The organism is Acinetobacter sp. BEC1-S18-ESBL-01 (genome assembly GCF_014169935.1).
GTDB classification, from domain to species: Bacteria; Pseudomonadota; Gammaproteobacteria; order Pseudomonadales; family Moraxellaceae; genus Acinetobacter; species Acinetobacter pittii.
This window is the reverse complement of the sequence record NZ_AP022302.1, coordinates 2,099,004-2,117,622: the sequence shown is the minus strand read 5'-3', so window position 1 is coordinate 2,117,622 and position 18,619 is coordinate 2,099,004. Positions and strand designations below refer to the sequence as shown.

The window sequence follows — 18,619 nt, the reverse complement described above, 5'->3', positions numbered from 1 at the left end:
TTTTTTATTATAGATTATGTAATTCTTTATAATTTTATAAAATTCGTTTTTTATTAAGCTTTTGAAAAATAAATAAATTATTTTTAGGCCATATAAATCAATTTCTTTCATTATTTCTTAAAATTAAGTTTTTATTAATTAATAGAATGATAATTCTTTAGAAACACTATAAAATAGGAATGTAAAAAATAAATTTAATTTTTAATTAATATAAAACAATAGTTTACTGTGCTTATTTAAATTTTTGTTAAAAAAAAGACTTGATTTTTAAGCTAAATTTTGGAATTATAGTTATGCAAATTGTGATCTATTTCCCACAATTTGTATTTCAGGTTAAGTGGTTATCACTAATGCTCATTTGCTATTTTTGCTTATGAGCATTTTTTTATGTGACTTTTTAATATAACTACAAAATTTTTGAACCGTTAAATTTTAAGATTATTTAGCTGAGCTAAGCTTAATTATTTTTAATAAATTTTTAGAGATAAATTAATCATATTGAATAGTTACAGTTGCTGTTGCCGTAACCTCACCCGCGCTTACATTAGCCGCTGTTTGATAGTAACGAGCAGTTAAGGGGATATCGTACTCTATAGTCTGATTAGAGCTGACTGTGCCTATATTTTGTTTTATTGTTTTTTGAATTGGGGTAGTGGCACCATTCATATTCCATAATAGTTCTACACCCACACCATTGGCTTTGGTTGAGTTTGCTGCACTATTATTAATGACCTGATTATTTTTGGGATCAGAATTATAGTCAAAACTTAAGCTGATGGTGTTACTTGTTGCTATACCCGAGTTGTTTTCGCCGCCGTTACATAAAATCGATAGATTAAAGCTCTGCTCGCCTTGTGTTGAACCAATCGCTTTAAAACCTGACTTTGTAACAGTCGGGAGTTGAATAGGTATATCTACACCATTTTGAATTTCACATGATGAAGACGCGATCAGAATAGGAGCATTACTTAATACTGTAGTAGTTAAAAATGGTCGGTTTTGTTGACCTGATACATAATAGGTGCTGTAACGTCCTGCTACTAATGCTCCTGAACCTGTGGTCATGGATGTTTTAATAACTTCCATAACAAAATATCCCGGTGAAAGGGTATATGCAGTATTTGGGGTTAAAGTACGTCTATATGGATAATACCCAGAAAAATCTGAAGCATCTGCTGCTTCACGATAAAGACGAATACCAATACCGGGAATATTGGTTGCATATACATTATTACCTATTGGGCTAATTGGATAATTTAAGGGGAGAGCTGCAATAATTTGATCACTAGCACGACTACATGTTGCAGTAGAATTATTGGGAGAAATTGTAAAAGTATTCCTTTGTAAGATAGTCCCTATAGGGTCAGTCGGTTTTACGACGATTTTACCAATGTTCATCGGAATATCGACGGTGGTAAATCCCTTACTTAAATTACAATTTGCATTTGTATGGCTATAAGCAAATAGACTCACTGCCAAAAATCCAATTTTTTTTAAAATCTTATTCATTTACAGACTGCCTTTGTCATAATAATTGATTGATTGTTATGCTTTATTTGATCCGTGATATCGTATTCAAGTTCGCATTTTTCAGTACTCCTTTCTCCCCATTTCACATATAAAAGGTCATGGGTTAAGGGGGTTCGTAAATAAATACGGCTGCCTTGCGCAACAATACCTATCACTTCGTTATTTTGGTTATATACCTGTGCGGCAAAAGGTAAATGTGAGCCATCTAAAGTGGTTGGGCTGATAAAAAGTGCGTAACCTTTTTTTGTTGTGAATTGAACTTTAGTGATTGAGCCTGCATAGGGAGCAATACGTAAGCTACTTTCAGCTAGCTCAACCTGTGTGGACATGTTTTGCGGATCAAGGCTAATGTCATTCATATGGTAAGGCGTAACATAGGGGATAACCGCATATCCCTTTTTGTTTATGCTGAGGCCTGGTGTATTACCGACTTGTGCTCCTGTTGCATCTGGGGCATAAACTAAAACCATTGTTTGAGCTTGATCTGGACCAAACAGAATTCCTCCGGAGTGGGTAACGATATTGCCACTCAAGTTAAGCATTTCTTGTTGATATGAGTCAGCGTAACTGAATGAAGCACCTAATGTTGTGTAGTTTGTCTTATAGTTGCCATTGATATTGAGATTCGTTTGACCATGGTTTTGACTGGAAATTGATGCGCCGTAATTCAAACGGTTTCCTGTATAACCGCTAAAACTCAAAATTTGGCTATCTTCACTTAGAAGACTATTAAAATTTAAAGAGCTTTTCTTAAAATCTAAGGGAAAGGATAGAGAAATGAGGTATCGAGTATCTTGGTCAGCTTGTCTGCCAGCTTCAATAGTTTCACTATTAATTGCAGAGAAACTATAGGTTAAATCTTTAAATTGGTTGCTATAGCCTAATTGGAATTGCTTATTAGTAGTAGACTGGTTCCAATAGTTTGTCCACGAACCTACTAAATAGAAATTTCCCCATTGGTTTGGAAGAGCTTGATTTAAATTAATCTGGAATTCACTTTTTTGCTTACCTACCGAAAAACTATCAATGTTTTGCTCTTGTAAGTCCCGAATTAAAATTGCATCACGTAGTTTGAGATAGTTTTGTGTTGAATAACGATAAGTTGCTAGTGTTAAGTTAGTATGCGTTGGAGAAAATAACTTATTGTAACTTAGACGATAACTTTGCCCTGTCATTTTAGTTGAATGAGAAAAATTGGCATTTGAATGTGTTGCATCAAAAGAAATAGCGCCAATAGGTGTTGAAAAAGCTGTACCTAACAATACAGAGAAATACTGCTGCGTTCCTTGAATTGCGCTATAAGTTGTAAGGTAATTGTTGATTCCGCGTTGATATTTACCCTGTATTAGCCATGGAGTTAACTTAATGTTTGGGTCTCGAAATTGTCCTAAGGTGAATGAATATCGGCTCATTTGAGGACGTAGCATTTCAATGACAGAAGCATATGGAATAGAATATTTTTGAACTATTCCATTAGATTCAAGTACCGAAACTTGTAACTCACCTCCAAATCCTGTGGGATAGAGATCATTAATTTCAAAGTTCCCGGGTGGAACGGTGGTCTGGTAAATTAAATTACCTTGTTGTCTAACTTCGACTTTTGCATTGGTTTTGGCATAACCTCGAACTCTTGGAGCATAACCGAGCATGCTATTTGGAAGCATTCGGTCATCACTTGAAATATTCATTCCACGATAGGGCAAAGAGTCAATAAAATCGCTATTAGTAAAATAATCTCCTAAAGTCATAACACCGTGGATATCTGGAAATGCCTTTTGTACATATGTATTTGTCGAGGTATAAGAAGAATTATTAGATTGAGAATTAGATTGGCTTTGCCATTTCCATTGTCCATTATGGCGAAACTGCCAACTTGCTAAATTTGCTCCAAGATTGGTTCCCATAAAAGCATAACTATTTTCATGTTGTTCATTGACTATTCGATATGCTGTGGCGTTATAGCTTAAAAAAGCTGCATTAATACCGCGATCCCACAAATGTGGATCGATATAGCCTTGCGGATTTTTTTCTAAGATGACTTGCGGGATCGAAATATCAATTCTTAAACGGGAACTATCAAATACATAAAAAGCACTATCTATCCATGAAGCGAGAGCTTTACATGAAAGAGACGAAGTAGAGTCATGTTGACTTAGAACATTAGCTTTTACGCCATATTCAAGCAACGTGGCTTCTGTAAAACATGTTTCAGCATTTGTGTTAGGAGCTGAGGCAGTAAATCGCATACGCCGTTTACCCAGCCATTGACCATTAATATAAACATCTAAGCTATATTCACCAGGCAAGATCGGATTTCCGTATTTGAAGCGAGCTATATCAATTTTTTGTGCATTACCTACTAAGAAATTGCTATCAAATTCAGCCTTTGTAAAATGTGGAACATCAGTAGTATTTTCAGCATATATAGCCATAGGCATGAATAGCGTAATACTTGAGACGACATACCAAGTAAAGGGGCTTTTTAAACATATATAAGGTATAAACCATTTAGACATAGTTCTAGAGCCTACTCATGATAGGTTTTAAATTTTCTTAAGAAATACAATGAGGTTAGAATTTTATTGGGTGCTCAACTCGTCCACCGTAATCATTGATATACACAAAGCTCATATCTGCTAAGTTTTTATTTTTTAGTTTAATTTTATCCTCTGAATAAGGGGCAATCATTAAGCCTTGTTGCAATAAGTCTGTTTTATGGCCTTCACTTCCTTGAAAAATGGAGGTAATAGTAAGAAAAAAAGGTGTCGGATTTTTTATCATTAGATATTGATCATTTATTTTCCACTCGACTTTGTCACTTAGTTGATCAATATTTTCTTTTAGATCTATAGGGCGGTAAAAAAATTTAATTCGCGAACGAACAGCGAGTTGCAAAAAATTGTTAGAGGTTGTTGTGGTTTGACCTTGTTGAGTTCTCCCTTCAGGTTTAGGAGGGATATCTAAAACATTAAGCCAAAAAATAGATTCTTGTTGTTGGCTTAGTTGAGATGTAGTAGGCAACGCTGTAATTCTTAAGGTTTGCCCCTTAGTTGCTTCTACTCTTGAAATTGGTGGAGTAATAATGAAAGGTACATTTGTTTCATCTGGTGTTGACTTTGCATTTCCATCATCGATCCATGCTTGAACAAGAGACGGGGCCGTGCCGTTATTACTCAGTTGTAATGTGATCTCACGGGCATTTGAAGGATAAATGACACGAGTACCATGTAAAACAATCTCAGCATGACCTGTAGTAGTGAGCGCTACTTGCAGACAAACTAATCCACAAAAAAATTTACGACCACGAAAAAGCATCAGTCATATTCTCAATAACAAATAATAGGAAGGAAATAGCTTCTATTCATGAATAGAAGCTTCAATTTTAAGTTTATTGATAAATGATCGTGTATTTTACTTGCGATGTTACCGTACCAGCAGTAGAAGCACCTGTAGCATAATATTCAGCATAATAGTTAAGATCAGCACTACCGCCTGCTGAAACATTTACCCATTGTGAATTCGTTTGAGTTTCATTTGTGCTTGTAGCAAGTACAGGAATCACAGCATTATTACTGCCAAGTAATTGAATATTTACATTTGTTGCTGCACCAGAAGTTGCTTGGTTTAATAAACGACCCGTATTAAAGTCAACGGTTGCGCCTGGTTCAAAATAAGTTGCGACTTTACCTGCAGCGGTACAGTTCGTTAAATTAATTTGAAAAGGTGTACGACCAGCTACATCACCAGCATTTTTTAAGGTTTGAGATGAAACAGTAGGCAAATTGATTGTTAAATTTTTATCTCCAGTATCAATAGTACAAGTATTATCCGTGACAAGACCATTAATAGTAATTGTGCCATCTGCTGCTTGTGCATTTGCTATATTTAAGAGAGAAACTGCCACCACAAAAATAAATTTTTTCATAAAATCCCCAGAATAGCTTTTTAAAATAAAATCCATTACTTTTCAGTAAGTTTATTCTGATTAAGTAAGGCGAAGGAAATATATCACTTTTCAATCAAAAAACAAGAAAAACATTATATTTATATATATTTTGATCAATTGTTTTTATTAATAAAAATCAAAAAAATTATTTTTTATCATTTGGTAAAATAATTAATTAGTTTTTATTTAAAATAGAATTTAAAAATTAGTAATATCTAAGTGATTGTATTGTATTGAATTAATGAAATTTTAAAATATTTAAGATAATACATATTTAATATTTTTATTAAGCTATTGTTTTTAAAAGATAAAATTGCTTTGTGTGTATCTTATAAATATATTTAATTTTTTAAGAATTTTTTAAGGTTCAATTCCTACTGTTTTAGTTGTAATTCAATAAAAGATAATCTGGAGTTCAGTTCCATGAATACTATGCAGTATAGCTATAAACCTAATTACTTTTTCTTTGCTCATAAATTAGTTTTATTTTTAAAGGATTATCTCATCAAGCATCCGACGGAGCAGCAAACAACGTTTAACTTGCAAACGATTTATGACATCTTTAGCCATGATCTTGCTTCAAGTACGACAAACCTTGAAGGTATCTTAAATATTGCAGATGAATATGTCTTTGAAACAGAAGATGGCTTACTTCCATTAATTAGCAAGCATTCAGTCAATCTCAAAAATCATGTACTTTCTTTAGAATTTACACCTCAAGCCTTGGCAAGTCTATTGTCAGGTCGTTCGTTGGTAAATCCTAAAGCAGCTTAGATTTTCTTTTAAGGTAGAGTGAACTCATATAAAATTCATAAAATTTATTTTTAAGAGTTATTTATGAGTAAAGACTTTAAGGCCTTAACTTATATTGCGGATGAGAATGTAGCAGATACAGTGACTTGGCTTTTACACCATCAAGATGTTTTTGATTCTTTTAATTTTGATGTGTTGAGCCAAGAGTTCACAGTAACCCATGCAGCAGGTAAGGATATTATTCGAGTCGGAACCTTTCTGAATGCTACTTACGGAATATTAGTAACTTCTATATAAATGAAAAAAGCCCTGAATAATCAGGGCTTTTAAATTTTCTAATTTGAGTTAAGCACTCATCGCATCTACTGATAAATCAGCAACTGTTGGCTTTGGTTTTTCAGCCGTTAAACCTAGTTTATTAAATAAAGCTTGGTCTTTACCTTCACCGGCATTTGGTGTGGTTAGTAGTTTATCACCAGAGAATAATGAGTTTGCACCAGCCATAAATGCTAATGCTTGGTCTGAATCACTTAATGATTCGCGGCCTGCAGAAAGACGGATATAACTATGCGGCATGATAATACGCGCCACAGCAATAGTACGAATCCACTCAATTACATCAAGCTTTTCAACATCAGCTAAAGGTGTTCCTTCAATAGGAACAAGCATATTGATTGGCACAGATTCAGGATGAATTGGTAGGGTAGCTAGTTCATGTAATAAACCAATTCGGTCTTCACGACTTTCGCCTAAACCCACAATACCGCCACTACAAACTTTCATACCAGCTTGACGAACATAATCAAGGGTATTTAAACGGTCATCAAAAGTACGAGTACTAATGATGTGAGAATAATACTCACGAGATGTATCTAAATTGTGGTTGTAGTAATCTAAACCAGCAACTTTTAGGCGTTCTGCTTGAGATTGGTTAAGCATCCCTAAAGTCATACAGGTTTCCATACCTAATGCTTTAACTTCACGTACCATTTCTAAAACATAAGGCATATCGCGCTCATGTGGGTTACGCCAAGCAGCACCCATGCAAAAACGTGAAGAACCTGAATCTTTTGCAGCTTTCGCTTCACTAATCACTTTTTCAACAGCAATACGTTTTTCTGCTTCTAGTTTTGATTCGTAATGTGCCGATTGTGAGCAGTATTTACAATCTTCAGGACATTTACCCGTTTTAATAGATAAAAGGGTACTGACCTGAATTGAATTGGCAGTGAAGTGCTCACGATGTACTTGTTGAGCCTTGAAAACTAAATCCAAAAAAGGTTGTTCATATAAAGCTTGGATTTCTTCACGATTCCAATCATTACGTAGAGTCATTGTCATATCCATGATGATGGCATTAATTCACTATACATAATCATACAGAATTCGTATTAAAGCTATAGGGCAAAAAACATCATTTTTTTAATTTGATAGCTGAAGTTGATTAAGTTGCTGTTCAATTGCCCAATCAATATGCACATTGACGATTTCGTCATGTAAATTTTTGCCATTTTGTAGTTGATCTACAATTTCTTTTGAATAAGGAGCATTTCCTAATCCGATTGCAATATTACGTTTAAATGATTGATAACCTGTCCGGCGGATAGGGCTACCTTCCGTATTGGCTAAAAAAGTGGCTTCATCCCACTGCCAGATATCAAGCAGACTAATATTATCTAACCCATGTCTAGGATTAAAATCAGAAATAGATGCTGTTTTGGCAAAGCTATTCCAAGGACAAATTAACTGGCAGTCATCACAACCAAATATTCGGTTTCCAATACCTGCACGTAATTCTTCAGCAATAATTCCTTTATATTCGATTGTTAAATAGGCAATACAACGTCTTGCATCTAACATATAAGGCTCGACAATTGCTTGCGTCGGGCAAATATCAATACAAGCGCTACAAGAACCACAATGTGCTGTTGCAGGCTCGTCGAAAGGTAAATCGAGTGACGTAAATAGCTCACCTAATACAAAAAAAGAACCTGACTTTTTATGAATGAGCAAAGTATGTTTACCCGTCCAACCCATTCCAGCACTTTCAGCTAATGATTTTTCAAAAATAGGTGCCGAATCTGCAAAAGGACGAGATTCAAAGTCACCAACTTTTTCACGAATTCGTGTTGCTAGGGTTTTCAATCTACCACGCATGACTTTATGGTAATCACGGCCACGTGCATAGCGGGCGATAATGGCAGAATTAGGCTCTAAAGGTACATATCGTGGTTTTGGCGATTCCACAAGATAATTCATGCGGACACAAATAATACTTTTTGTGCCAGGCACTAATAGTGTTGGATCAGCTCGTTTTTCTAGATTTTCTTCTAAATAAGTCATATCTGCATGATAACCACGTTCAAGATACTCTAAAAAACGTGGCATTTGCTCTTGAGCATCTGGTTTTGCGATGACACAATCAGCAAAACCCAAGTCTAATGCTTGAGCTTTGATCCATGCTTTTAATTCATGTGGATCAATTTGTTGCACTGCAATGCGTGATGTGTCGGAAGATGTCATAAACCAAAATGCAAGAGGATAATAATATGCAGGCGGTAGTTTACCATAGCGATGATATTCGAGCATGGGAGCGGCGCTGGTTTGCTGCGCAAAACTCCTCATTAGGTTTAATGCAACAAGCGGCTTGGTCAATTGCCCAGCAACTTATTGAGCTTTTTAAAGATCGGCCTATCAAGAATATTGCTGTTTGGTGCGGGCAAGGCAATAATGCAGGTGATGGTTACTTTATAGCAAGTTATCTGAAGCAAGCTGGATTTAATGTTGAAATCTTTGCAGCTCAATTGGGTGAGTCAACCGATTTACATTGTGCAGCGCAATTTGCTAGAGAAATGAAAGCCCAAATTCATCCAAATTTTGATATTAAAAGAACATTTGATTGTCATATTGATGCTTTATTTGGCATAGGTTTAAACCGAGAATTAAATATAGGTTGGCAACAAGTAATTCGAAAGTTTAATGAACAAGTGGGCCTAAAAATTTCGATTGATATACCGAGTGGCTTACAAGCAAATACAGGACAAGTCTTACCCTGTTCAGTAAGAACTGATCATACCTTTACTGTTTTAGGTCTTAAAGCAGGACTATTTACAGGGCAAGGTAAAGAGTACGCAGGACAAGTTCATTTAATTAATTTAATTCCTATAGACCACGAGTTGAAACCCTTAGCTTATTTGTCACCCACAAATATTAGACTTCCTCAGCGTATGGCATTTGGCCATAAGGGAAGTTATGGGCATGTTTTAGTGGTGGGTGGACATGAGCAAATGGGCGGGGCTGTTATTATGGCTGCTGAAGCTGCTTTTCATGCGGGTGCAGGCAAAGTGACAGTGGTTTGTCATCGCAACCATCATCAAGCCATTTTGTCGCGGGCACCTAATATTATGCTTCGTGATATTAATGCTTTAGATGAAAACAATATTAAAGAGATTATATCTCAGATCGATGCAATATGCTTTGGAATGGGATTAGGCCGTGACGATTGGGCAAAGCAGATTTACCAACAATGGTTTAATTTGTTAAATCAAAGTACACGCTTAGAAATTGTTTTAGATGCAGATGCTTTATGGTTTCTGGCTAAACAGCCTGAAAAGTTAAATACACATATTTATGCCACACCTCATCCTGGAGAAGCTGCTACTTTACTTGGTTGCTCTACAGCGCAAATTGAAAATGACCGAATTGCTGCAATTTATGCCTTACAACAAAAATATGCAGGCCAGTGGGTACTTAAAGGAGCGGGTAGCTTAATTTTAGAAGATAATTTGTATATCTGTACGCAAGGTAATGCTGGTATGGGAACCGGTGGAATGGGAGATGTGTTAGCAGGAATGATTGCGAGCTTAAAAGCTCAGTTCCACAAAGGTATTGCATTACATGAGATTGTTACCCTTCATGCACAAGCAGGAGACCTTTTAGCTAAAAATGGTATGCGTGGCTTGCAGGCTTTTGAGATGAATCAGGCAATTATTCAAGTCGTAAATCAATAAATTTTTAACGTCTGCGACTGCTAGAACGACTTCGCCCACGTGCCATACCACCTAAAGCATTTAAAACAGACAGTTTGCTCATACTTCCCGATGCATGTGCATGGCAGATGGCAGCAGCAAGGGCATCGGCTGCGTCGGATTGAGGTTTAATCGTCAAATTAAGTAATCGCATCACCATCATTTGGACTTGTTCTTTATCGGCAGCGCCATAACCAACCACAGACTGTTTAATTTGACGAGCAGTATATTCTGCAACTTGTAAATCTAAATTAACTAATGCTGCTATGGCAGCACCACGGGCTTGTCCTAATTTTAAGGCAGAGTCTGGGTTTTGAGCCATAAAGACTTGCTCAACCGCAGCTTCAGTTGGACCATGGAATTTCACAATTCGCTCAACGCCAGCAAAAATACGTTTTAAGCGTTCTGGCATTTCTTGAGTTTCTGTTCGGATTGTACCGGCATCAACAAAACGTAGTTTACTACCATCTTTTTCAATGATTCCATAACCTGTTAAGCGTGAACCCGGATCAATACCAATAATCAATGCCATGTGAATACTTATATAAATAGTTTAGAGAGTATTGTTACATAGCCAAAAAGGTTCTGCATGCGTAATTTAAAGAATGCTGCGATGAATGGTTATTTTTCGGTTTTTATCGAACCAATTTATATCTTTAAAATCATTTGATGTAATTCTATTTTAATGGAATACTTATCTATAATTTTGGAATTAAAGTTTATCGGTAGATGGAAGATATTAATATCCGCATTGCGCAGCAAGTGCGTGAAATACGTCTAGCGCGTGGATATACTCTAGATGTTCTTGCTAGTCGATGTCAGGTAAGCCGTTCTGCAATTTCACTCATTGAAAGAGGAGAAGCGAGCCCTACAGCTGTTGTTCTTGAAAAGCTAGCAAATGGTTTAGGGGTACCTTTGACTCAGCTATTTGATCCCCCCCAGAATACTCAATCGCCTCCACCTATGGTACGGCGTACTCAACAAGCAGAATGGAAAGATCCAGAAACGGGATATATTCGCCGTCAAGTTTCGCCTCCAAATTGGAAATCTCCATTTCAAATCGTTGAAATTGAATTTCCAGCTCAGTCACGAGTTACTTATGAAACAAGTGCGAATTCCAAAGTTGTATTACAGCAAATTTGGGTGATAGAGGGGCAAATTGATATTCAATTGGGTGAAAACTTTTATGCTTTACAAGAGGGTGATTGTTTGGCGATGCAATTAGATCAACCGATCATATATAGCAATCCTTCTTCTAAAGCTGCTCGATATATTTTAGTTGTATGTAATGAGCTCGTCTCTATTCTTAAGGAATCTTCATGATTAAAAATCTTAATCCAAATTTACGTTTAATCGATTGTCATGAAGCTACACATGCAAAGGCTATATTAGATATTTTGAATGAAGCAATTATCAATTCTACCGCTTTGTATGACTATTTCCCGCGCTCTGAAGAGTCAATGAAAAACTGGTTCGCGGTTAAAAGAGAAAATGGTTTTCCTGTCATTGGTATTGTAGATGAGACAAACAAGTTATTAGGTTTTGCAAGTTGGGGAACTTTTAGAGCTTTTCCTGCCTATAAATATACGGTCGAACATAGTATTTATATTCATCATGAACATCGTGGCGGCGGATTAAGCAAAATTTTAATGCAAGAATTGATTAAGCGTGCTCAAGAGGCAGACTTACATGTATTGATAGGCTGTATTGATGCAACCAACCAAGCAAGTATCGGTTTACATGAAAAAATGGGCTTTATTCATGCAGGTACTTTTAAGCAAGTCGGTTTTAAGTTTGGCCAATGGTTAGATGCTGCTTTCTATCAGTTAAATTTAAATACACCGCATACGCCAGTTGACGGATAAATAATAAGGTTTTCAAATTTCAAGTTTTAAAATAACCCAGTTTATAAGGATGAATATAAGCTGGGCTATAAAGTTCAAATTATAAAATACCGAGTTGTTCCAATCCCTTATAAGTAATTTCTTTTCGAATAGAGCTAGGTATGCCTTTTTCCATTTCTAGATTAAGTGAGAAAGCTATAATTTCTCCCTGAGGTTGAACTACCCAGCCTGTAAACCAACCAACTTCTGGGTCAACATCCCATCCCCAACCACTTTTGGCATAAATTTTTCGTCCATTTTTTTCTTCAATGAACACCATAGATTGAACTTGTTCTTGTACATTTTTGCTAAAGGGAAGAGTTTTGTTGGCTAATTTATAAGCAAACTGTACTTCTTGTTGAGGTGTAATTTTAAGTGGGCCAACAAGCCAAAAATTATCTACTTTTGAACCAATATCAGCATTACCGAAACCAATGCGTTTTACCTCTTTAGACATAAGATCAAGGCCAATTCGTCGAGCTAGTTCCTGATAAACTGGAATAGCAGAAGCTTTCATAGCATCGCCTAATGTCATGTCTTTTTCCCAATCGGGAAATAAACGCTTTTGCCCATCCCATTTAAACACTTCAGTTGGCGTTGCTTTATGATGCTCAAGTCCAATCAAAGCATTTACCATTTTAAAGGTAGAGGCGGGAACATATTCGGTTGATGCTCTTTTAAGATCATTGCCATAGACTTCCTCTGTTCGCCCATGTTTTATAACTAAAACACCTGTAGTTTGTGCTTGATCAAACAACGATTTAATTTTCTCTGAGTTTTTATTGGTAGAAATTGACTGTATTTGATGTTGTTCTACCGTATTAAAAGAACATGCAGACAAAAACATCGTACCAATGGCAAAGAAAAGAGCTTTTTTAGTCATGAGTTTATGTGGGTTTAAAAGAATTATTCTTTAATTTAACTTGAATAGAGGTACTTTTAGATAGAGAAAATGTAAGTTATTTAGGAAATTCTATATCTATGCACTACTTTTTAAAATTTTATAAAACAACTATATAAATAAAGGAATATATCTAATTTTTCTAAGAACCTAAGTTTTCAACTAGACTAAAAAACAGCTTTCTTGAAGGACTTTTCGTTTAACTAGAGTAAAAAAATTAAAATCTAATTGAAGTCGCACTTGATAAACTTGATACAGCACTCATTAATAATAAAGCATGTTTGTTTTTATCGAGTTAAAATCAAATGTACTCTAGTATTGCAGACTCTGGCTGTTTCGATAGGGTTGGGGCAAATAAACTGCAATGAATTTTCTTTTTGAGATAGATAAAGTTTTACATGAATTTACTTCTTATTGTAGTTCTGGGCGCGATTGTTGAAATTGCCGTATGGATTGGCGTAGCACAGTTCATCAGTGGATGGTATGTGTTCTTTTGGTTCATTCTTGCTTTCTTTATTGGTTTGGGGCTTATTCGCAGAAGTACTGCTGGTATTATGCCTCAATTACAGCAAATGCAGATGACTGGCCAACTCGGTAATGACCCAACAGTAACTAAAAAACTTGCTTATGCTTTTGCAGGTTTCTTATTAATGTTGCCAGGCCTTGTTTCTGATGTGTTAGCGGTTTTAATTTTGATCCCTGGTGTTCAAACTGCTTTCCGTAACATAGCGATGAGAACTCTTGCAAAACGCCAACAAGCTATGATGGATAAAATGATGGGTGGTATGGGCGGTAATATGGGTGGGCAAAATCCATTTGCTGATCTAATGCGCCAAATGCAAGATATGCAGAATCAACAAGGTGGTGGTAGCCAAGGTCAATACCGTGATTCAAGCATTATTGACGGAGAAGCGCGAGAAGTCACTCCAGATCACAAGAAAATTGAACATAAAAATAAGGATTAATAAATACCTTATCTAAAGGCCTAAACCTCTAAAGTTTAGGCCTTTTTTATTTTAAAAAAATATAAATTATTTAGTTAGATGTTCAGTCACAATAGAATCTGTTTGAGCCACTTCAGTTGGGCTTTCTTGTGGTTTTGTTTGAGGTTGGTATTTGTTTGAAGCTAAGGCTGTTTGCTTATTCTCAGATTGTTGATAACCTCGGCTTCGGTTGGCTCGTTCGCGAAAGCCACCTTTATTAATGAGCTTTGTATGTGACATGCATTTGCCTAAAATGTGAGATTATTCGCTTATTTTAACAAATTTGGCAAAATATCAAAATAAGAAAAATAGTCCTATAAAAATAATATTTAACTTATATATATGTTTTAATTAATATTTTTTTAATTGACTCAATTGTTCATCCAGATTGAATTATCTATTCATTTCACATAGGATAAATATAAAGGATGTATAAATTAAAAATGCAGCAAACCTATTAAAACAACAACGGTTGAAATGAGGGAAGGAGGGTTACCTATGCTATATCAATACCATTGTGCGTGTTGCGACAAAGTTGTGGCATCGACTGATAAATCATGTCCATATTGTGGTTCACAACATATTCGAAGCCCGTATGGCTTATGGATGTTTTGTGTGATGGCTTGTCTAGCTGTTGTCGTTGTATTTAAAGTTGTCCATATTTATATCCAGAATCATCAAGATACTCCAACGCAGTCAACTTTACTGGATGTATTAAATCAGGATGATAAAACGACAAGACAATAGATTTTGATTACAGCTACAAATGATATGGCGTCAAGGATGATTGCTAGAAGATTAAACCCTACATACCATAAAATTTGAACTATAAATAAAAAAGCCCGCTCAATGGCGGGCTTTTTTACGATTTTATTTTAGAGGCCAGCAGCATCTTTAAGGGCATCAACTTTATCAGTTTTTTCCCAAGTAAATGCAGAGTCAGAACCTTCGCGACCAAAGTGACCATAAGCCGCAGTTTGTTTGTACATTGGTTGAAGAAGATCCAACATACGAGTAATACCAAACGGTCTTAAATCGAAATGATCACGTACAAGTTGAATAATCAACTCATCAGAAACTTTTGCTGTACCAAAGGTATTAATTGAAATCGAAGTAGGTTCTGCTACACCAATTGCGTAACTCACTTGAATTTCACATTTGTCAGCAAGACCAGCAGCTACAATATTTTTTGCAACATAACGACCAGCATAAGCAGCAGAACGGTCAACTTTAGATGGATCTTTACCAGAGAAAGCACCACCGCCGTGACGAGCCATACCGCCGTATGTATCAACAATAATTTTACGACCTGTTAAACCACAGTCACCTACAGGGCCGCCAATAACGAACATACCTGTTGGGTTAATGTGGAACTTAGTAGCTGCATGGAACATTTCAGCAGGAATGATCGGTTTAATAATTTCTTCAATAACTGCTTCTTTAAGCTGGCTTTGAGAAATTTCAGGATCGTGCTGAGTAGATAAAACAACGGCATCTAGACGTACAGGCTTGCCATTTTCATAGGCAAAAGTAACTTGACTTTTTGCATCTGGGCGTAACCATGGCAGGGCACCAGAACGGCGAAGTTCAGCTTGACGCTCCATTAAGCGGTGAGCATAAGAAATCGGCGCAGGCATAAGCACGTCTGTTTCACGGCTTGCATAACCGAACATTAGGCCTTGGTCACCAGCACCTTGATCTTCTGGTTTTTGACGGTCTACACCTTGAGCAATTTCAGGTGATTGTTTACCAATCATATTGATTACAGCACACGTTGATCCATCAAAGCCAAGATCAGAGTGGTGATAACCAATACCGTTAACAGTATTACGAACAACAGCTTCAACATCAATATTAGCAGTCGTTGTTACTTCACCAGCAAGTACAACAGCGCCTGTTTTTACCAGTGTTTCACAAGCAACACGTGCGTATGGGTCTTCTTTTAAGATTGCATCCAAAATAGCGTCGCTAATTTGGTCGGCCATTTTATCGGGATGACCTTCGCTTACAGATTCCGAGGTAAAAACAGCGTACTCGCGCATGAAAGTCCTATCTTGGTTATTTCAAAAGACATAATATGTTACATCGACTTGAGCTTGAGGACCAGTTCATACTGACTAAAAAGCATGAATTTATTTCATTTATAGTGTGTTTTAATTGATAAGTGTATTAGTAAAATTGATATAGAGAGTTATAATTTAAAGTATTTATATTTGAACAACTTGTTGCTCGTGTGTTTTTTAGACATATAAACCAATAAAAAGATTTTATCTAAAAATTTGGACTTTAAAGAAAACTAATACGATCAGCTTATGCAAGATGAGGGGAATATTTTAACTATATATCAAAAACTAACAGGGGAAATACTTTGAAATTTGAGCAGTCTGCAGAGAAATAAGCACTGTTTTATATAACTTAAAGATTCAAATGTTTTTTGTGTAACCAAGAAACGGTTAAAAATAAAGAAATATATCGTGTTGGGGTTTACCCTAGGCCTTTTTTTTAAGACAATATAGCGGCATTGAATGGTTATTCATCTTCTTCTTTTCATCAATCTATTAAAATTGGATTCTGATCTATGACGACCCCTTTAAACGAACGTCGTATTGCAAATGCAATTCGTGTATTGGCAATGGATGCTGTGCAACAAGCAAACTCAGGGCATCCAGGTGCTCCAATGGGGATGGCAGATATTGCTGACGTCGTCTGGCGTGAGTTTTTAAATCACAACCCAACAAATCCACAATGGGCAAACCGTGACCGTTTCGTTTTATCAAATGGCCATGGCTCAATGTTGCAATACGCTTTGCTTCATTTAACAGGTTATGATCTTTCAATTGAAGATTTAAAACAGTTCCGTCAATTGCATTCTAGAACTCCTGGTCATCCTGAATATGGCTATGCACCGGGTGTAGAGACGACAACTGGTCCTTTAGGTCAAGGTATTGCTAATGCTGTTGGTTTTGCTTTAGCAGAAAAAACATTGGCTGCTCAATTTAATAAAGATGATTTAAAAGTTGTTGACCATTTCACTTACTGTTTCTTAGGTGATGGCTGTTTAATGGAAGGTATTTCTCACGAAGTATGTTCTTTAGCTGGCACATTACAACTTGGTAAATTGATTGCTTATTATGATGATAATGGCATTTCAATTGATGGTGAAGTAGAAGGCTGGTTCAGCGACGATACAGAAGAGCGTTTCAAAGCCTATGGTTGGCAAGTTCTTCGTGTAGATGGTCATGATACTGATGCGATTCGTCAAGCGACAATCGAAGCAAAAGCTGAAACTCAAAAACCAACAATCATTATGTGTAAAACGATTATTGGTTTAGGTTCACCAAATAAGCAGGGTAAAGAAGACTGTCATGGTGCGCCATTAGGTAAAGATGAGATTACTTTAACTCGTGAAGCATTAGGTTGGAACGAAGAAGCATTTGTTATTCCTGCTGACGTATATGCTGCATGGGATGCAAAAGCAAAAGGTAGTGAATCTGAAGCGGCTTGGAATGCGGTATTTGCACAATATCAAGCAAAATATCCAACTGAAGCGGCTGAGTTACTTCGTCGTATCAGTGGTGACTTACCAGCAGAATTTGCAGCGCAAGCAGATGCTTTCATTCGTGAAACAAATGCGAAAGGCGAGACAATCGCAACACGTAAAGCAAGCCAAAATACATTACAAGCATTTGGTCCTTTATTACCTGAATTGTTAGGTGGTTCTGCTGACTTAGCAGGTTCTAACTTAACACTTTGGAAAGGTTGCCAAGGTGTTCAAGAAAACCCAGCTGGTAACTATGTCTACTATGGCGTACGTGAATTCGGTATGACTGCAATCGCTAATGGTGTTGCATTACATGGCGGTTTCGTTCCTTACGTTGCAACATTCTTAATGTTTATGGAATATGCACGTAATGCGGTACGTATGTCTGCATTAATGAAACAACGTGTAATTCATGTTTATACACATGACTCAATCGGTCTGGGTGAAGATGGTCCAACTCACCAACCAATTGAACAAATTGCTTCATTACGTGGTACACCTAACTTAAATACATGGCGTCCTGCAGATACTGTAGAAACTGCAATTGCTTGGAAGTCTGCTCTAGAACGCAAAGATGGTCCTACAGCACTTATTTTCTCTCGTCAAAACTTACCATTCCAAACACGTTCTGAAGAGCAAATTCAAAACGCTGCAAAAGGTGGTTATGTACTTGCTCAAGAAAAAGGCGAATTAAAAGCGATTATTATTGCAACAGGTTCTGAAATTTCTTTAGCAATGGAAGCTTATGCACAACTTGAAGGTGTGCGTGTAGTTTCTATGCCATGTGCAGAAGAGTTTATGAAGCAAGATGCGGCATACCGTGAAGCAGTATTACCAGCTCATATCCGTGCGCGTGTTGCTGTTGAAGCAGCTCATGTTGACTACTGGTGGAAGTTTGTTGGTCTTGATGGCAAAGTAATTGGTATGACAACTTATGGTGAGTCTGCACCAGCAAAAGATTTGTTCCAATTCTTTGGTATTACGACTGAAGCTGTTGTTGCAGCTGTAAAAGAATTAACTGCTTAAATATTAAAGTAGTGTAAAAAAGCGCTCT

General features: G+C 36.5%; 18 protein-coding genes. 8 read left to right on the top strand and 10 right to left on the bottom strand.

Annotation, left to right across the window (positions count from 1 at the left end; all coding sequences use genetic code 11):
• Positions 1-489: 489 nt before the first annotated feature.
• The 4 genes from H7R46_RS09940 to H7R46_RS09925 all read right to left on the bottom strand — a co-directional run bounded on the left by H7R46_RS09940 (position 490) and on the right by H7R46_RS09925 (position 5,491).
• Positions 490-1,509: a fimbrial protein gene (locus H7R46_RS09940; protein WP_005069631.1), complete on the bottom strand. Its 1,020-nt coding sequence runs from the start codon at positions 1,507-1,509 to the stop codon at positions 490-492.
• Positions 1,506-3,962: a fimbria/pilus outer membrane usher protein gene (locus H7R46_RS09935; protein ID WP_080631205.1), complete on the bottom strand. Its 2,457-nt coding sequence runs from the start codon at positions 3,960-3,962 to the stop codon at positions 1,506-1,508. The genes H7R46_RS09940 and H7R46_RS09935 overlap by 4 nt, the downstream gene beginning before the upstream one ends.
• A gap of 139 nt (positions 3,963-4,101) precedes the next feature.
• Entirely contained in the window at positions 4,102-4,845 is a 744-nt protein-coding gene (locus H7R46_RS09930; RefSeq protein WP_005069627.1) for a molecular chaperone, read from the bottom strand.
• A 73-nt stretch (positions 4,846-4,918) separates the two neighbouring features.
• The gene (locus H7R46_RS09925; protein WP_005069626.1) at positions 4,919-5,491 is read right to left on the bottom strand and encodes a fimbrial protein; all 573 of its coding nucleotides are present in this window, start codon (positions 5,489-5,491) and stop codon (positions 4,919-4,921) included.
• 408 nt (positions 5,492-5,899) lie between these two features.
• Between H7R46_RS09925 and H7R46_RS09920 the strand changes: the two genes are divergently transcribed.
• Positions 5,900-6,250, top strand: a complete 351-nt coding sequence (locus tag H7R46_RS09920) for a hypothetical protein (protein WP_005069624.1) — start codon at positions 5,900-5,902, stop codon at positions 6,248-6,250.
• A gap of 63 nt (positions 6,251-6,313) precedes the next feature.
• Positions 6,314-6,526, top strand: a complete 213-nt coding sequence (locus tag H7R46_RS09915) for a hypothetical protein (protein ID WP_002121471.1) — start codon at positions 6,314-6,316, stop codon at positions 6,524-6,526.
• 48 nt (positions 6,527-6,574) lie between these two features.
• Here H7R46_RS09915 and bioB read toward each other — a convergent pair whose 3' ends face one another.
• Both bioB and queG read right to left on the bottom strand, forming a co-directional pair.
• On the bottom strand, positions 6,575-7,564 hold the full coding sequence (gene bioB / locus H7R46_RS09910) for a biotin synthase BioB (protein ID WP_005069622.1): 990 nt from the start codon (positions 7,562-7,564) through the stop codon (positions 6,575-6,577).
• Between the two features lie 87 nt (positions 7,565-7,651).
• A complete protein-coding gene (queG, locus tag H7R46_RS09905; RefSeq protein ID WP_005069621.1) occupies positions 7,652-8,752 on the bottom strand; it encodes a tRNA epoxyqueuosine(34) reductase QueG in 1,101 nt (366 codons plus the stop codon).
• 26 nt (positions 8,753-8,778) lie between these two features.
• Between queG and H7R46_RS09900 the strand changes: the two genes are divergently transcribed.
• Entirely contained in the window at positions 8,779-10,239 is a 1,461-nt protein-coding gene (locus H7R46_RS09900) for a bifunctional ADP-dependent NAD(P)H-hydrate dehydratase/NAD(P)H-hydrate epimerase (protein WP_005069618.1), read from the top strand.
• A 4-nt stretch (positions 10,240-10,243) separates the two neighbouring features.
• On the opposite strand, the gene ruvC is transcribed toward H7R46_RS09900, so the two are convergent.
• Positions 10,244-10,789: a crossover junction endodeoxyribonuclease RuvC gene (ruvC, locus tag H7R46_RS09895; protein ID WP_002121356.1), complete on the bottom strand. Its 546-nt coding sequence runs from the start codon at positions 10,787-10,789 to the stop codon at positions 10,244-10,246.
• 197 nt (positions 10,790-10,986) lie between these two features.
• On the opposite strand from ruvC, the gene H7R46_RS09890 reads away from it, so the two are divergent.
• Positions 10,987-11,580 carry a helix-turn-helix domain-containing protein gene (locus H7R46_RS09890; protein ID WP_005069616.1) on the top strand — a complete coding sequence of 198 codons (594 nt, stop codon included), beginning with the start codon at positions 10,987-10,989 and terminating at the stop codon, positions 11,578-11,580.
• Positions 11,577-12,122 carry a GNAT family N-acetyltransferase gene (locus H7R46_RS09885; RefSeq protein ID WP_005069611.1) on the top strand — a complete coding sequence of 182 codons (546 nt, stop codon included), beginning with the start codon at positions 11,577-11,579 and terminating at the stop codon, positions 12,120-12,122. Before H7R46_RS09890 ends, H7R46_RS09885 begins: the two co-directional genes overlap by 4 nt.
• Before the next feature lie 79 nt (positions 12,123-12,201).
• Here the strand turns inward: H7R46_RS09885 and H7R46_RS09880 are convergent, their stop codons facing one another.
• Entirely contained in the window at positions 12,202-13,023 is an 822-nt protein-coding gene (locus H7R46_RS09880; protein ID WP_005069609.1) for an OXA-213 family carbapenem-hydrolyzing class D beta-lactamase OXA-273, read from the bottom strand.
• A gap of 416 nt (positions 13,024-13,439) precedes the next feature.
• On the opposite strand from H7R46_RS09880, the gene H7R46_RS09875 reads away from it, so the two are divergent.
• Complete coding sequence (locus H7R46_RS09875; RefSeq protein WP_002121432.1) at positions 13,440-14,006, top strand: FxsA family protein; 567 nt, start codon at positions 13,440-13,442, stop codon at positions 14,004-14,006.
• A gap of 66 nt (positions 14,007-14,072) precedes the next feature.
• Here the strand turns inward: H7R46_RS09875 and H7R46_RS09870 are convergent, their stop codons facing one another.
• Positions 14,073-14,264: a hypothetical protein gene (locus tag H7R46_RS09870; RefSeq protein WP_005069606.1), complete on the bottom strand. Its 192-nt coding sequence runs from the start codon at positions 14,262-14,264 to the stop codon at positions 14,073-14,075.
• Between the two features lie 258 nt (positions 14,265-14,522).
• Here H7R46_RS09870 and H7R46_RS09865 point away from each other — a divergent pair, with 258 nt between their 5' ends.
• A complete protein-coding gene (locus H7R46_RS09865) occupies positions 14,523-14,771 on the top strand; it encodes a hypothetical protein (protein WP_002121448.1) in 249 nt (82 codons plus the stop codon).
• Positions 14,772-14,899: 128 nt separating this feature from the next.
• Here H7R46_RS09865 and metK read toward each other — a convergent pair whose 3' ends face one another.
• Positions 14,900-16,066 carry a methionine adenosyltransferase gene (metK, locus tag H7R46_RS09860; protein WP_005069601.1) on the bottom strand — a complete coding sequence of 389 codons (1,167 nt, stop codon included), beginning with the start codon at positions 16,064-16,066 and terminating at the stop codon, positions 14,900-14,902.
• A 536-nt stretch (positions 16,067-16,602) separates the two neighbouring features.
• On the opposite strand from metK, the gene tkt reads away from it, so the two are divergent.
• The gene (tkt, locus tag H7R46_RS09855; protein ID WP_005069597.1) at positions 16,603-18,591 is read left to right on the top strand and encodes a transketolase; all 1,989 of its coding nucleotides are present in this window, start codon (positions 16,603-16,605) and stop codon (positions 18,589-18,591) included.
• The last annotated feature ends 28 nt before the right edge of the window (positions 18,592-18,619 follow it).

Bases quoted from the DNA above. Each gene is read 5' to 3' on its own strand.
- H7R46_RS09940 (WP_005069631.1), bottom strand. From the start codon at position 1,509: ATGAATAAGATTTTAAAAAAAATTGGATTTTTGGCAGTGAGTCTATTT.
- H7R46_RS09935 (WP_080631205.1), bottom strand. From the start codon at position 3,962: ATGGCTATATATGCTGAAAATACTACTGATGTTCCACATTTTACAAAG.
- H7R46_RS09930 (WP_005069627.1), bottom strand. From the start codon at position 4,845: ATGCTTTTTCGTGGTCGTAAATTTTTTTGTGGATTAGTTTGTCTGCAA.
- H7R46_RS09925 (WP_005069626.1), bottom strand. From the start codon at position 5,491: ATGGATTTTATTTTAAAAAGCTATTCTGGGGATTTTATGAAAAAATTT.
- H7R46_RS09920 (WP_005069624.1), top strand. From the start codon at position 5,900: ATGAATACTATGCAGTATAGCTATAAACCTAATTACTTTTTCTTTGCT.
- H7R46_RS09915 (WP_002121471.1), top strand. From the start codon at position 6,314: ATGAGTAAAGACTTTAAGGCCTTAACTTATATTGCGGATGAGAATGTA.
- bioB (WP_005069622.1), bottom strand. From the start codon at position 7,564: ATGACTCTACGTAATGATTGGAATCGTGAAGAAATCCAAGCTTTATAT.
- queG (WP_005069621.1), bottom strand. From the start codon at position 8,752: ATGACATCTTCCGACACATCACGCATTGCAGTGCAACAAATTGATCCA.
- H7R46_RS09900 (WP_005069618.1), top strand. From the start codon at position 8,779: ATGCAGGCGGTAGTTTACCATAGCGATGATATTCGAGCATGGGAGCGG.
- ruvC (WP_002121356.1), bottom strand. From the start codon at position 10,789: ATGGCATTGATTATTGGTATTGATCCGGGTTCACGCTTAACAGGTTAT.
- H7R46_RS09890 (WP_005069616.1), top strand. From the start codon at position 10,987: ATGGAAGATATTAATATCCGCATTGCGCAGCAAGTGCGTGAAATACGT.
- H7R46_RS09885 (WP_005069611.1), top strand. From the start codon at position 11,577: ATGATTAAAAATCTTAATCCAAATTTACGTTTAATCGATTGTCATGAA.
- H7R46_RS09880 (WP_005069609.1), bottom strand. From the start codon at position 13,023: ATGACTAAAAAAGCTCTTTTCTTTGCCATTGGTACGATGTTTTTGTCT.
- H7R46_RS09875 (WP_002121432.1), top strand. From the start codon at position 13,440: ATGAATTTACTTCTTATTGTAGTTCTGGGCGCGATTGTTGAAATTGCC.
- H7R46_RS09870 (WP_005069606.1), bottom strand. From the start codon at position 14,264: ATGTCACATACAAAGCTCATTAATAAAGGTGGCTTTCGCGAACGAGCC.
- H7R46_RS09865 (WP_002121448.1), top strand. From the start codon at position 14,523: ATGCTATATCAATACCATTGTGCGTGTTGCGACAAAGTTGTGGCATCG.
- metK (WP_005069601.1), bottom strand. From the start codon at position 16,066: ATGCGCGAGTACGCTGTTTTTACCTCGGAATCTGTAAGCGAAGGTCAT.
- tkt (WP_005069597.1), top strand. From the start codon at position 16,603: ATGACGACCCCTTTAAACGAACGTCGTATTGCAAATGCAATTCGTGTA.